The 15,098-nt window shown below is 44.1% G+C and carries 9 protein-coding genes; 7 read left to right on the top strand and 2 right to left on the bottom strand.

What is annotated here, in order from left to right; all coding sequences use genetic code 11:
• Positions 1–63 precede the first annotated feature (63 nt).
• The 7 genes from BY457_RS03875 (at position 64) to BY457_RS03845 (ending at position 12,258) form a co-directional block, all read left to right on the top strand.
• Positions 64–840, top strand: coding sequence for a hypothetical protein (locus BY457_RS03875; RefSeq protein WP_106152015.1), 777 nt, complete (start codon positions 64–66; stop codon positions 838–840).
• Positions 841–995: 155 nt separating this feature from the next.
• Positions 996–2,015 (top strand): phenylalanine--tRNA ligase subunit alpha, encoded by a 1,020-nt coding sequence (gene pheS, locus BY457_RS03870; protein WP_106152014.1) that lies wholly within the window; start codon positions 996–998, stop codon positions 2,013–2,015.
• Between the two features lie 718 nt (positions 2,016–2,733).
• Positions 2,734–4,245 carry a BCCT family transporter gene (locus BY457_RS03865; protein ID WP_106152013.1) on the top strand — a complete coding sequence of 504 codons (1,512 nt, stop codon included), beginning with the start codon at positions 2,734–2,736 and terminating at the stop codon, positions 4,243–4,245.
• Positions 4,246–4,579: 334 nt separating this feature from the next.
• Positions 4,580–4,729 carry a hypothetical protein gene (locus BY457_RS18965; protein ID WP_181256342.1) on the top strand — a complete coding sequence of 50 codons (150 nt, stop codon included), beginning with the start codon at positions 4,580–4,582 and terminating at the stop codon, positions 4,727–4,729.
• A 620-nt stretch (positions 4,730–5,349) separates the two neighbouring features.
• Positions 5,350–8,367 (top strand): basic secretory protein-like protein, encoded by a 3,018-nt coding sequence (locus BY457_RS03860; protein WP_106152012.1) that lies wholly within the window; start codon positions 5,350–5,352, stop codon positions 8,365–8,367.
• A 297-nt stretch (positions 8,368–8,664) separates the two neighbouring features.
• Positions 8,665–10,959 (top strand): sodium-translocating pyrophosphatase, encoded by a 2,295-nt coding sequence (locus BY457_RS03850; RefSeq protein ID WP_106152010.1) that lies wholly within the window; start codon positions 8,665–8,667, stop codon positions 10,957–10,959.
• A 345-nt stretch (positions 10,960–11,304) separates the two neighbouring features.
• Positions 11,305–12,258 (top strand): pyridoxal-phosphate dependent enzyme, encoded by a 954-nt coding sequence (locus tag BY457_RS03845; protein WP_258176573.1) that lies wholly within the window; start codon positions 11,305–11,307, stop codon positions 12,256–12,258.
• A 427-nt stretch (positions 12,259–12,685) separates the two neighbouring features.
• Here the strand turns inward: BY457_RS03845 and tnpA are convergent, their stop codons facing one another.
• Positions 12,686–13,171, bottom strand: a complete 486-nt coding sequence (gene tnpA / locus BY457_RS03840; protein ID WP_258176572.1) for an IS200/IS605 family transposase — start codon at positions 13,169–13,171, stop codon at positions 12,686–12,688.
• Positions 13,172–13,603: 432 nt separating this feature from the next.
• A complete protein-coding gene (gene cls, locus BY457_RS03835) occupies positions 13,604–15,076 on the bottom strand; it encodes a cardiolipin synthase (RefSeq protein ID WP_181256341.1) in 1,473 nt (490 codons plus the stop codon).
• Positions 15,077–15,098: the final 22 nt, after the last annotated feature.

Below are 15,098 nucleotides of genomic sequence, written 5' to 3'. Positions count from 1 at the left end.
ACTTGATGATGGAACCTGCCTTTCCATGTGTCCATCAGCTCATCTAACTAAAATTTGAAACACATGAAAACTGTAACTCTAATCCTCAGTTTACTGGTTGCTTTGTTGTTTTCCAGTTGTAGTACTTATCAGTATGTAGGGCTTACCCCTTTGAAGATAGATGCTTCGGACGATGTCGGCGCTTCTCTGACAGATTCGCTCGAAATTAACTATTCGTTTGATGGAGATGGAGGAGAAATTCAGGTTGAGATATTCAACCGTTCAATGCGTCCCGTGTTGGTTGATAAGTCCAAATCATCTTTAATCCGTTCAGGAGAGACGATTCCCTTTTTCGATAATACTTCCCGGATTTCATCTACATCGCACAGTCGTCAATCCTATGTTAATGATCGGGATTATTATACTACCACCAACGGTGAAATTCAAACAGATCCATCCGTTTTGTTTATTCCCCCCGATAGTAAAGTGAATGTGAGAGGGCCTGTTCTGGAGCAATCATTCTTCGATTTTCCTGATGAGAACCAGGTGGAGACAGTGAACCTCAGAACAGACAATGGGTATTATAAAACCAGAACAGTGTCTTTCTCCGGAGAGGAGACTCCGGCCACTTATCGTTTATTTCTGACAATTATTCCATATGGAAAAGATGAAGCGCCCGTCTTTGTGCGGCAACAATTCATTGTGAACAGGCTTACCAATACCTCCCTTTCTCCCGGCTACTTTACAAATGATGGAGAAAACATCTTTTTTATTCAAAAGTCAACCGGCTTTGGGGCTTTTATGGGAGGAGTTGCAGCCATTGCTGTGGTGGTTGCACTTGTTGTCGCAGGTGGGGCCTAGATTATTGTGCCGCAAATATGACAATTGTAACCATTCTGTTACATGATATCTTTCTCTGCTTCCATTCCCCAAAAATATAATGGTACAGTGAACTTTAAGCGGGTGGAAAAAATTATTACTTTTGTGGTTCAAATTGTTCCAAAAAATCAAAAACAATGCTTGATAAGATTAAAGATTTACTGGAAGAAGTAAAAAACCTGACGGCAGCATCTGCTGAAGAGGCAGAACAGCTGCGGATTAAATATATCAGTAAAAAAGGAATTATTCCTCAGCTTTTCAATGAGTTTAAGAATGTTCCCAATGATCAGAAAAAGGCAGTTGGCCAGGCTATCAATGAGTTGAAAAATGCAGCTCAGGAGTCTATCACTCAGTTGAAGGAGCAATTTGAACAATCAGGGCTGACTTCAGGGGCAACAGATCTTACACTACCCGGAAGTGCCATGCCCTTGGGTAGTCGCCATCCGCTCTCCATAGTTCGCAATCAGATTGTGGAGATATTTGATCGTATCGGATTTTCAGTTGCTGAAGGACCCGAGATTGAAGACGACTGGCACGTTTTTGAAGCGTTGAACTTCCCGCCGGAACACCCGGCCCGCGATATGCAGGATACCTTTTTTATCAATCAGGATCCGGATATTTTATTACGGACACATACTTCTTCGGTTCAGATTCGTACCATGGAGCACCAGAAACCACCCATTCGTGCAATCTTTCCCGGTCGTGTGTTTCGAAACGAAGCCATCTCGGCCCGTGCTCACTGTATTTTCCATCAGGTAGAAGGTCTTTACATCGATAAAGACGTATCATTTGCAGACCTGCGACAGACATTGCTCTATTTTGCCAAGGAGATGTTTGGTCAGGATACCGAGATTCGTTTGCGCCCTTCGTACTTCCCGTTTACCGAGCCATCAGCCGAGATGGATATCTCTTGTACCCTTTGTGGGGGCGAAGGATGTAACATCTGTAAGCACACAGGCTGGGTGGAGATTCTCGGATGCGGAATGGTTGACCCCGCTGTATTGACCAATTGTGATATTGATCCGGATGAATACACCGGTTTTGCTTTCGGGATGGGAATCGAACGTATTGCCATGCTGAAATACCAGATCAATGACATACGTTTGTTCTTTGAGAACGATGTGAGATTTTTGGAACAGTTCAGGGCAGAGTCGTAAAAGATTTTGTAATCGCTGAGATGCGATGATGCAGAGTTTTTATTATGATATATAAACCGTGGGTCTTTAGGGTCACGGTTTTTTTTGTGTTAAGCCCCGTCCGTGTGGATTTCCGAATCCACACGGCTTGTTTTTCACGGGTTTGTAACCCGCTAAATCGACCAAAATTTTATAGATGAGTAATCCAATATTAACCACGCGGGGTAGTATCTATAAGCCTCACCGGAGCCTTTTCTGGACTGTTAAAAAAAGCCAAACGCAAATTCTCGCCTTGGAACCTTTTATTATCAGTGATTTAAGTTGTTTTTTGGATAGATCTCAATGGATTATCAATCATCTGTTTTCAAAAGTTTAACAAAGTATTGATACAAAAATCTTAATGTATTTTGTTATTTCGCACCCTTAAAATTTTTAAACATCACTTTTTACAAGAGATTTATGAATCAAACTGCCGAATGGACCAATCTTCAACCCGGCATAGTAAATGAAATTATCACAAACGGTGTGGAAAGTAGTGAATTGGAGGTACCGCCATAGCGATAATCCTATCAATGTAACTTTCAATATTTCTTATTTTGCAATTTCAGTGCTAATTGAGGACAAAAACTTATCAGGCACGCACTTCTATTTTGGAGCATACCACCCAAAGATGGTTTCAGATACAGAAAGAATCTCCAAACCATAATTTGGTAACTCTCAAATCTCTTAAACAATCGTTATGAAGAATTTCAAAAACAAGTATTTTGATATTTCAAAACCGGTGTTCATCCCGGCAGCTATAATTACCTTTTTATTTGTCAGTTTAACTATCCTTTTCAGCGAAGATGCCGAGGCTGGTTTTTCCGGTTTTCAGTATTATATGTCGAGTAATTTTGGTTGGTTTATTACCCTGTGCATTAATTACTTTTTGATTTTTGTGTTATATCTGGCATTCAGTAAGTTTGGAAATATTCGAATAGGCGGGAAAGACGCCAAACCCAGCTTCAGTAAGTTTTCCTGGGTCGCGATGTTGTTTTCAGCCGGAATGGGTATTGGCCTGGTCTATTTTAGTGTAGCAGAGCCTATGCTGCATTTTAATAATCCCATTATCGAAGGGGCCTCAGATGTTGAAAAAGCCCGCCTGGCCATTCGCAACACCTATTTTCATTATGGGTTCCATGTTTGGGGAATTTATATGTTGCTCGGGATTGCACTGGCTTATTTTACCTTTAACAAGAATGCAGCATTATCCCTGAAATCTACTTTGGTTCCGTTATTTGGTAACCGTCTGAATGGATGGCCCGGCCATCTCATTGATATTGTGGCAGTTCTGGCAACGCTGTTTGGACTGGCCACTTCACTTGGTTTTGGGGCATTGCAGTTCAGTACAGGTTTATCTGAATATTTTGGTTTGGAAAACTCCACCAGTTTGCAAGTCACTTCGATTATAGGAATAACATTAATTGCTACCATCTCGGTGGTAACAGGACTAAACAAAGGACTCAAATATTTAAGCAATGCCAATATCATCATAGCACTCGTTGTTTTTGCATTTGTGCTTATTCTGGGAAGTTCTCTGCGCTTGATCGATGGTTTTGTGGAGAGCTTAGGAACTTACCTTTCAGGGTTGGTCGAATTGAGCTTGTTCCGAAATCAATATGGTTCTCCCGGCGACTGGTTTAAAGGCTGGTCGATGTTCTACTGGGTATGGTGGATTTCATGGTCGCCTTTTGTGGGAACTTTTGTTGCCAGAATATCCAAAGGAAGAACCATCCGGGAAATTGGGGTTTTTGGACTGGTCATTCCTTCTGTTTTTTCCTTTTTATGGATGTCGGTATTGGGAGGAACTGCTCTGAATCTGCAATTAGATGGCAGTCTGGATATTGCCTCCATCGTGGCACAGGACAGCTCAGTGGGGCTCTTCAAGATGCTTGAAACCCTGCCTTTTTATGAAATCACCGCATTTATATCCATTGTTTTGGTAGGTACTTTTTTCATTACCTCATCCGACAGTGGTTCTTTGGTGGTAGATATGATGACCGCAGGCGGAAAATTGAACGCCCCCAAAGGACAAAAAGTGTTTTGGGCCTTTATGGAAGGCGCTATTGCCATCGCATTATTAGTAGGGGGCGGCCTAACAGCTCTTCAATCGGCCTCTATTTCAACGGGCTTTCCTTTTGCTGTTATTTTGGTGCTGGTGAGTTTTTCGTTAATAAAAAGTTTAAAACATGATGAGCAGTTAAAGAACTGAGCAATTAAATTATATCAACATTATTAATACATTATAAGGCCGGTTGGAGTGAATCTCCAGGCGGCCTTTTTTTTGGCAGCATTGTATTTATATGCCGGGCTGAAGATAATGTCTTGGGTGAATCAAACTCCCTTTCTGTATGGATTTCTCAATCCACAGTGTTTGCTTTTTTCCGACTCTTCACTAACCCCCAATTTTCATTCACCCTGACGGGAGTTAGAAAACCCTGACTATTTGTGATTTAAAACCAAATACTGTGAAGTAGTGTCAATTATTTAATTTAATGGATGATAACCATAGCAATTATTATCCTTAACCACCAAAACTTTAGTTTATGTCAAAAGAAAATTTTGAAACACTACAGGAACCCATCACAGCTTTGCGCCCCGAGGATGTAAAAATTCCCAACATGCCCGTTCATGTATCGGTACAGGAAGCCGAAGACCGTTATCGGGGGTACATAAGTAAATATCATCAAAATTAACAGGGATATGTAAACTCTTATCAGGACCGGTTACCTTAATTTTGGCAACCGGTTTTTTTCCGGAACCTTTTCATCCCTCCCGGCAATATTTCTCCCGTCCCCGGGGATTTTTGCGACCGTCCCGGGACATTATGGCCAGTCCCCGTTAAAAATGGAGACGTCCCGGGTTGTTTTTTCACGCTCCCGGGAAAGATTGGGCTTCCCCACAAGATTTTTCCGCTTCCCCGGACGTTTTCTGATACTCCCGTAGCATTTGCGTTTGCTCTCTTAAAACTATTGCTCCCAGGCCGTTGGCCTGTTGAAACATGGTTTCAGAATGGACATATTTTTAATTCCTCAAAAGGTTCATTGCCACCATGGAAATGCAATTTTTTACCTGATAATTCTGACCCCACGAATAAAAATAGTTTTGTTACGGGGCATGGTATCCGCCCAGAAGGACCGCAAGTACCAGCATGGTGTAACGCCCTATGCCCCATAGTGGCGGTTAATCCGGGGGCCTGAAGGGGCGAAAGCAATTAAAAAAAGAGAGAGTCTGATTCTATTGTTACTAATATAATAAGGCAGGTAAAACCAAAACCCCTGTTTCTTCGTAACTTTAATTTTGTAAACGATTCAAAATGCCAAAAATTTCTGTAGTCATATTATGGATATTGCTGCTGTGTTTGCCGGGTATCACGGGAATGGCCCAGTATTTTGGCAAAAACAAACCTTCCTACCGCTCGTTTGATTTTCATCTGTCGCAGACCGATCATTTTGATATTTATCATTACCTCTCCGACTCTTCGCGCGTTGTTTTTTTAGGGGGGCTTGCCGAACAATGGTATCATTATCACCGTCAAATCCTTGCAGATACGTTCGAGGAAAGAAGTCCCGTCCTGATGTACCGGAATCATGCCGATTTTCAACAAACCAATGCCATCATGGGCGATATTGGTGTAGGAACCGGTGGTGTTACCGAAGGTTTGAAGCGCCGGGTGGTGATGCCTTTCTCTTTTTCTGACTATCAGACCTCGCATGTGTTGGGGCATGAGTTGGTTCATGCGTTTCAATATCATATTATTGAGGAGAGCAGCAACTTGAATCTTGGGGCGATCTCAAGGGTTCCGCTTTGGATGATTGAGGGGATGGCAGAATATCTTTCGGTTGGTAATAGTGACGCCTACACTGCTGTATGGATGCGAGACGCTTTGTTGAGTAATGATTTTCCCACACTGGATGAGCTTGGTAATTACTCCCGGTATTCTCCTTATCGTTTTGGACAGGCTTTTTGGTCTTACATCGCCTCGCAATACGGGGAGCAATATATTCGTCGGTTGTTTGTGGCCTCAGCAATGCAGGGGTACCAGAGTGCAATTGAGGAACAACTGGGGATTACGGTTGATTCACTTTCATTGGCCTGGCGTAGTGCTTTAGCCGCTCAGCTGGTTACTCCTGAGGATAGTACCTGGACCATGCTGGGGAAGCGTTTGTTCTTTTCTGAAAATTCCGGAAAATATAATCTTTCTCCTGCTGTTAGCCCTGATGGCAGGTATATCGTTTTTCTTTCCGAAAGAGATATCTATTCGCTCGATTTATTCCTGGCAGATGCCGGGTCAGGGGAGATTATTTCCAAAATATATACCAGCTCGCGTAATGCAGACATTGATGCTCTGGAATATACCGAAACAGCCGGTTCCTGGTCGCCCGATAATCGGTACTTCGCATTTGTTGCCTATCAGAAAGGGAAGTCGGTGATTATGATTTATGATGTAAAGAAAGGACAGACGGAGAGAACCATTTTTCAGCCCGGGGTTGATGCTGTCTCGTCCCCGGTTTGGTCCCCCAATGGGGAGGGCATTGCCTTCAGTGCCATGCGTATGGGGATCAGCAATCTTTGTTATTTTAGTTTTGTTGATAACTCCTTTAAGTTTCTTACCCGATCTTCTTATTCTGCCATGCAGCCGGGCTGGTCTCCCGAAGGGCAGTGGCTGTGGTTTATAACGGATGAACCGGCCCCCGGACAATCATTTTTCTTTCCGGGTAATTTCAATCTTGCCCGTTTCAATTTTTCTTCCGGTGAAACTGATGTTCTGGCGACTTTTCCGGGGGCAAAGAACCTGAATCCGATGCCCCTTAATAAACGGGAGGTGTTGTTTTTATCAAATGTAAACGGAAGGCGCGATTTGTATGTTTTGGACATTTCATCGGGCAAAATAAAACGGACTACCAGCTATGCCACCGGCATTATGGGAATTACAGAAATGTCACCCGCACTCAGTGTGGCCGGGGATACAATTTTCTATTCCATGTTGAAATCGGGGGAGTTTCAGATCATTAAAGCGCCTGTCAGGGGGTTGTTGAGTCAGGCCAAAATTATCGATCCTCAACCTTTTGATTACAGGTCTGCACGGCTTGCACTCTACTCCGAGCATTTTTCACGGGTTGATCAGAATCTGACTTACCGGGGAGTGCTTAATCCGACGGAAGAAATCGGAATGACCAGTTCGGAGCCCCAAAACAGGTGGCAGCTCGATTATGTGGGAAATATGGCCGCAGGAGTTATGACCGGTCGTTTTGGTACTGGCATGGCGGGCAGTATTGAGGCGCTGTTTAGCGATGTTTTGGGGAACAATCTCCTTTACGGAGGCATCAGTATCAACGGAGAGATTTATGATTTCGGGGGGCAGGTGGCACTGTTGCATCAGAAGCATCGCATCAAAACGGGAGTGAGCCTTTCTCATATCCCTTATCGGATGGGCTATTACTCCTACGAGGGAGAAGGAGATCAGGAAGAGTTGGTCTATTTCAGCCGACGGATTTTTCAAGATAAAGCAGCTGTGTTTTCTTTTCTTCCCCTGAGTCGAAGTGCCCGGGTTGAATCCGGATTATCGATGGCCCGGTACAGCTACCGATACGAGAAAATTGAAGACATCCGTTCCTATTATCCCACTTACAATGAAACGGGGCGTAGAATTGATGCTCCCGACGGTTTTTGGGTCGGGGATGTGGATGTGGCCTATGTTTTTGACAATTCAAAATCGGGGATTGCCTCCCCTGTTGATGGCACAAGAACACGTATCCAGGCCGAGAAATATTTTAACGGCGTGAATGCTCATGCTTTTCTGATGGATTTTCGGAAGTATAAATTTGTGCGTCCTTTCAGTTTTGCTTACCGGCTCTATTATTATGGACGCCATGGAGCCGATCGCAATACCAACCGGATGACGCGTTTATTTGTAGGATATCCCTGGTTGGTCAGGGGCTACGATACCGGGGAGTTTTACATGGACAGTACCCGGAATACCCGGGGGATCGGTATAAAGCACTTAATCGGTAACAATTTGCTCATTACAAATCTGGAATGGCGAATGCCTTTTTCCGGGCCGTTTGACTTTGCATGGTTTCGTTCGTCCACTTTTTTTTCGGAACTGGCCCTTTTTGTTGATGCCGGCATTGCCTGGGATACAGATAGCACCCCTGTAGCTGCCCTTACCACAACCTCTGATGATCAAAGAATACCCGTATTCAGTACCGGCATGTCGTTGAGATTGAACTTTTTCGGTTTTATTGTTGTGGAGCCTTATCTGGCTTTCCCATTCCATCAGAATCGCTTTTACAACGGGCAGTTTGGGTTTAATGTATTTCCGGGGTGGTGAAAAATTCCCCCAAAATTTAACAGCCCCTCATAAATAACGCGTCAATAAAATTTTTATCTTGTGACTGTTTTGGCTCGAAAAGAAAATCCTGATTTTTTCTGACTTAAGCCAAATTCAGGACTGGTCATCAGGGCCGGATTCCGGACATTAGATGTAGTGGTTGATACAAAGCAGGTTGGAGGTGCAGGAGCTTTATTGTGAAGCATTATGCCCGGTATATTTTGAGTGACAGACTTTGAGAATCTCAAAAATAAACCATCAGAATCAGTATTAATAATAACCATAAATCTTTGAACTATGTTGAATCCAGTATTTTGGCTTGTTCCTGTCGCTTCTTTAATAGCGCTGTTCTTTGCCTGGTTTTTCTTCAAGCAGATGATGAAAAACTCCGAAGGTAACGATACCATGAAAGAGATTGCCCGTCACGTTCGTGAAGGGGCAAATGCTTATCTCCGAAGTCAATACAGGGTAGTTGCCCTGGTTTTTGTGGTATTGGTAATTTTATTGGGTGTTCTGGCTTTTATGAAAGTGCAGAATCCCTTTGTGCCCATCGCTTTTCTTACGGGTGGTTTTTTCTCGGGCCTTTGTGGTTATCTGGGAATGAAAACTGCCACTTTCGCTTCCGGCCGTACTGCCGAAGGGGCTTCCAAATCGTTGAACCAGGGGCTTAAAATTGCATTTCGTAGTGGTGCTGTAATGGGCCTCGTTGTGGTTGGCTTTGGATTGCTCGACATCGCTCTGTGGTTTTGGTTCCTGAATGAGATCGTTTTTACACCTGAAAATATGGTCAATGGTCTTGAGTGGGCCGGTCTGACATTTGTTCATGAAGGTCTCACCGAGAAAGAAAAAATGATTGAGATTACTGTTACCATGCTGACCTTTGGCATGGGTGCGTCAACTCAGGCTCTTTTTGCCCGTGTGGGAGGTGGTATCTTTACCAAAGCCGCCGATGTGGGCGCCGACCTGGTAGGAAAAGTGGAAGCAGGTATTCCGGAAGATGATCCGCGTAACCCTGCAACCATTGCCGACAATGTTGGTGACAACGTGGGTGATGTGGCCGGAATGGGCGCCGACCTTTATGAATCTTATTGCGGTTCTATTCTTGCTACGGCCGCCTTGGGTGCAGCTCTTCCTGCCCTTACCGGCACAGAACAAATGCAGGTGGTGATGGCTCCAATGGTGGTAGCTGCTGTGGGGATTCTTCTCTCCATTGGCGGAATTTTTCTCGTGCGCACAAAAGAGTCGGCTACCCAGAAAAATCTGCTTACTTCGTTGTTGCTGGGAACCGGAGGTAGTTCCTTTATGATCCTGGTTGCTCTTGCAGTTCTGGTTTATCTTGACTGGATTACCTGGGGAATCTTTGGCTCTGTAGTGGTTGGTTTGCTTGCCGGTGTGATTATCGGACAGGGTACGGAATATTTTACTTCTGATGAATATGCTCCAACCAAAGGTATTGCCCGTCAGGGATTACAAGGACCTGCTACGACCATCATCGAAGGTATTGCCGTGGGAATGTTTTCCACCTGGGTTCCTGTGGTAACGATTGTACTGGGTATTGTTGGTTCATTTGCATTTGCCGGTGGATTTGAAAACTTTGCCATGGGTGTTTACGGAATTGGTTTTGCTGCCGTGGGAATGCTTTCCACATTAGGTATTACGCTTGCTACTGATGCTTTCGGGCCTATTGCCGATAATGCCGGAGGAAATGCAGAGATGTCAGAACTTCCTCCTGAAGTACGTGAGCGTACCGATGCACTGGATATGCTTGGAAACACCACTGCTGCTACCGGAAAAGGTTTCGCCATTGGTTCTGCAGCACTGACTGCCATGGCTTTATTGGCAGCTTATATCGAAGAGGTGCGTTTGTGGCTCGGTAAATTGGCCAAAGCTTCTGCCGAAGGCATTCAGCAGGTGGGCGATTATATTTTCTATCTGAAAGATAATCCGGAACCGGTTGTGGAAAAGGGTCAAAAAGCGGTGGAGATTTCAGCCGCGGGAATTCGTGACTTTTCATCCGCCTACGACTTGTCTCTTTTCAATCCGATGGTTTTGGCAGGACTTTTCATTGGGGCCATGATGGCTTTTGTGTTTAGTTCAATGACCATGAAAGCTGTAGGACGTGCCGCCGGTAAAATGGTGGATGAGGTTCGTCGCCAGTTCAAAGAAATTCCCGGTATCATGGAGCGCAAGAGTAAACCTGATTATGCCCGTTGTGTGGAGATTTCCACTAAAGGTGCTCAACGTGAGATGATTTTGCCTTCCTTGTTAGCCATCGTAGTTCCTGTGGTTGTCGGAATTATATTTGGTGTTCCCGGTGTGGTCGGTTTGCTTGCCGGAGGTCTGACAGCCGGTTTTACCCTTGCTGTGATGCTCAACAATGCGGGTGGTGCCTGGGATAATGCTAAGAAATATATTGAGAAAGGGAACTTTGGAGGTAAAAATAGTGAAGCCCACCACGCAGGTGTTGTGGGAGATACTGTTGGTGACCCCTTTAAGGATACTTCCGGACCGTCGCTGAATATTCTGATCAAACTGATGACGATGGTCTCTGTGGTAATGGCCGGACTTACCGTGGCATATTCTATCTTTTAATTGTTGGATTAACAATCCTTCATCATCAGGAGTATCTGTCATCGCGAATGACTACCTCAATAAAATCTTTGGGCATATTGAGAATAGCACAATCGGCCTGTCCCCGCAGGGGGCAAATTTGAGTAACCCCGGGTGCCAAACCGGGGGGTTAAGCTTAATATGAAACAGTTCCCCGAATGGGGGCCAACCTTTATAAGGTAGATAAAGGGAATGTGACAAATGCTATTCCTGATTTCAATAAAAAGGTACATCTTTGGGTGTACCTTTTTTATTTATTGCAGATGAAACGAGTCCCGATTGCCCGGGACGGGTTCCATCTGACCTTGACAAATAAATTTTATGCGGATGAACTATTTCCAGGATATTCTCAAGGCACGGCAACGCATTGCTCCATTTGTCGAACGTACCCCGGTAATTACCAGTCAGTCATTAAACCGGTTGCTGGATGCTGAAATCTGGTTTAAGCTGGAAAATCAGCAGAAAGCCGGAGCTTTTAAGTTCAGAGGAGCCACCAATGCGGTACAGAACCTTAGTGAAGAGGATGCCAAAAGAGGAGTGGCGACCCATTCTTCTGGGAATCATGCCGCAGCTCTTGCATTGGCTGCCAAAAACCGGGGGATACCTGCCTACATTGTGATGCCTGAAAATGCTCCTGAGATTAAAGTGGAGAATGTGCGGAAATTCGGGGGGCAGATTACTTTTTGTAAGCCGACACTACAGGCCAGAGAGGATACTCTGCTCGAGGTTACCGCAAAAACAGGGGCTTTGTTTATCCCCCCGTATGATTGTTACGATGTCATTTGCGGACAGGGAACTGCTGCTGTGGAACTTATAGAGGAAGCAGGGCCATTTGATATTCTAATGACTCCTGTTGGTGGTGGAGGGTTATTGAGCGGAAGTGCAGTGGCTGCAAAAAACATGTTTTCTGAAACACTCGTTGTTGCCGGAGAACCACTGGAGGCTGATGATGCCTGTCGTTCGTTGAAAGCCGGTGAAATTATTCCAGCTGACAATCCGCAAACCATTGCCGACGGGCTAAAGACTTCGCTTGGAAAGCTCAATTTTGAGATTATCTCTCAATATGTGGATGAAATTCTGACAGCAAGGGAATCTTCCATCCGGGCTGCGATGGTATTGCTGCGCAAACAGGTCGGAATTATGGCAGAACCCTCATCCGCGGTGCCTTTGGCTGCTATTACGGAAAACCGGGAGTTTTTCAGAGGTAAAAAGATTGGGATCATTATTAGTGGAGGGAATATCTCTGAAACGTTGTTTTATAAGCTTACTAAGGGTTTGTAGTGGGGCATGGTATCCGCCCTGAAGGGGCACAAGTTTCGCCACTCCCCAAAATATTACCGTCAAGCAATTCTCTCAATTAATAAAATAACGATAAAGGTTGAAAAAATATTGTGGTTAGTGCTTTCGCCCCTACAGGGCTCTGTTTTGACCGTTGTTATTAACCCTGGGACGTTGCCCTAGGCTATTGCTCCCAGGCCGTTGGCCTGTTGAAACATGGTTTAAGAGTGGACATATTTTTAATTCCTCAAAAGGCTCATTACCATAAGGAAATTCAATTTTTTACCTCATAAATCTCAAGCCACGATGAAAATAGTTTTGTAGTGGGGCATGGTATCCGCCCTGAAGGGGCAGAAGCATCAGCATGGGGCATCGCCCTATGGTTTTGAGGAGTGAGGTGGGATAGAGCCCTGAAGGGGCGAAAGCTTTTCTAGTTCCAAACAAACCGTTCATCATAATCAATATTGTAATTTTTCAAGAACTTGCGGAATTCATCTTTAAAAGTCATTTTCTTATGATGTATATCCTGATTTTCAATATACCTTTTTACTACATCAACTTCTTTTGGATTTACTGAAAAAATACCATATCCTCTTTGCCAGGAAAATTTTGAATATTTGGGCTCAACCTTTTTCGCCCATTGAGAAGATTGTTTTTTTAACTCCTCAACCAATTTCATTTGAGAAACCTTCCGGGACAATAAGCACAAAACATGAACATGGTCTATATGGCCACCAATTTTTATAGGATAACATTCTAAACCTTTACAAATTCCTCCAAGGTATTCGAAAATACGAGGTCTGATTTGGGAATCTAAAAAAGGGTAATGATCTTTAGTGCTATAGGTTATGTGAACATAAACCTTTGACAAGGATTGAGGCATAGCATCTGGGTTAAGATTAATATTATCAAACAATTATCTCAATTAATAAAATAACGATAAAGGTTGAAAAAATATTGTGGTTAGTGCTTTCGCCCCTACAGGGCTCTGTTTTGACCGTTGTTATTAACCCTAGGCGTTGCCCTAGGCTATTGCTCTCAGGCCGTTGGCCTGTTGAAACATGGTTTAAGAGTGGACATATTTTTAATTCCTCAAAAGGCTCATTACCATAAGGAGAATCAATTTTTTACCTCATAAATCTCAAGCCACGATGAAAAATAGTTTTGTAGTGGGGCATGGTATCCGCCCTGAAGGGGCAGAAGCACCAGCATGGGGCATCGCCCTATGGATTTGGTAGTGGTGTGGGATAGAGCCCTGAAGGGGCGAAAGCACTCTATTGAAAATAATCTATGAAATGAAGCTCTACGGAATCAATCATCAATGTTGGAATCGCATGGGTACGGAATGTTAAAGAAGCGGACTGAACAAGCGTGCAAAAGACTCTTTGACTTTTTCCAGGAAAGGTCTGTCCATCCACTCGGGTAGCAATACAATCTCACTGTCTGCCTGATCCTGAAGAAAAGTTTCTTTCATCTCGATACCTGTTTCTTTGTCATAGATGAATGCGGTGGCTTCAAAATTTTGTTCAAAACTTCGGAAGTCCATATTGGCCGAACCCACAATGCTGATGCGGTCATCGGCTACCAGTGTTTTGGAATGGAGAAAGCCCTTTTGATAAAAATAGACCTGAACTCCTGCTTCCAGAATCTCCCGGATATAGGAGCGGGAACAAAGCAGGGTTATGAACGCATCACTTTTCTCAGGAATGATGATACGAACATCCACACCGCTGAGGGCTGCAGTCTTCAGGGCAAGTAATACACTTTCGCTGGGCATAAAATAGGGTGTGGCGATATAGACGTAATCCCTGGCAGTTACAATAGTCTGGAAGATTCCCATCATGATGGCCGGCCAGTCGGAATCTGGTCCGCTGGGAACAATTTGCATTGTCTTATTTCCTATTGCTTCACTTTGCGGGAAGTATTTGGGATCCGATAATTCTGTCTGGCTCACAAAATACCAGTCAATAAGGAAAATACTCTGCAGCGAATTTACGGCATCCCCTTTAATCATGATGTGTGTGTCGCGCCAGATGCCATAGGAGTTAAGGTCACCATCTCTGTATCGGTCGGCAATGTTGTAACCTCCAATGAAGCCTACGTGGCCATCGATGACCACTATTTTTCTGTGATTCCGGTAATTGACTTTGCTCGTAAGTAAAGGAAAGTGCACTTGCAAAAAGCTGTAAACTTCAATCCCGGCATCACGCATCTCTTCATAAAAGGGGCTTTTTAGTTCCCAACTGCCCACATCGTCCACAATCAGTCTGACCTCTATGCCCCGACGGGCTTTTTCTTTGAGAATCTCCTTAACCTGATTGCCAATGTTATCTTCGGCAAAAATATAGTATTGAAGATGAATGAAATGCTCGGCTTTTTTTAGTTCTCTGATGAGGGCATCAAATTTCCTGGTTCCGTTTTGCAGGAAGGTAACCTCGTTTCCGGTGGTAACTACCGAACTGCTGTTGTTGAGCAATAACCTTACGATTCCTGTAGGCTGGCGGGCAATATCATTTTTACTCAGATGTCCGTCCGCAAGCTGTGTGATTTGCGAGTGGGCAAGGTAGTTGATTCGGTGATGATTTCGCAATCCCTTGCGGGCAATGATTTTTTCTTTTCTGAAGTTCTGTCCAAAAAAAATGTAGAATATAAAACCAAGTCCCGGCAATAGTAAAAGAACCAATACCCATGAAATCGTTTTCAACGGACTCCGGTTTTCCAGCACAATCATGATGACAACCACCAGGATGCTGATGGCATATCCGGCGAGAATAAAGGGTAAAATGTTGTTGGCAAAAGAGGCGTTCAACAGATGTATCATTTATCGGGTATGTAAAGCGATA

This window comes from Marinilabilia salmonicolor, from assembly GCF_003003035.1.
GTDB classification, from domain to species: Bacteria; Bacteroidota; Bacteroidia; order Bacteroidales; family Marinilabiliaceae; genus Marinilabilia; species Marinilabilia salmonicolor_A.
This window is presented reverse-complemented; position numbering and strand designations above follow the sequence as displayed.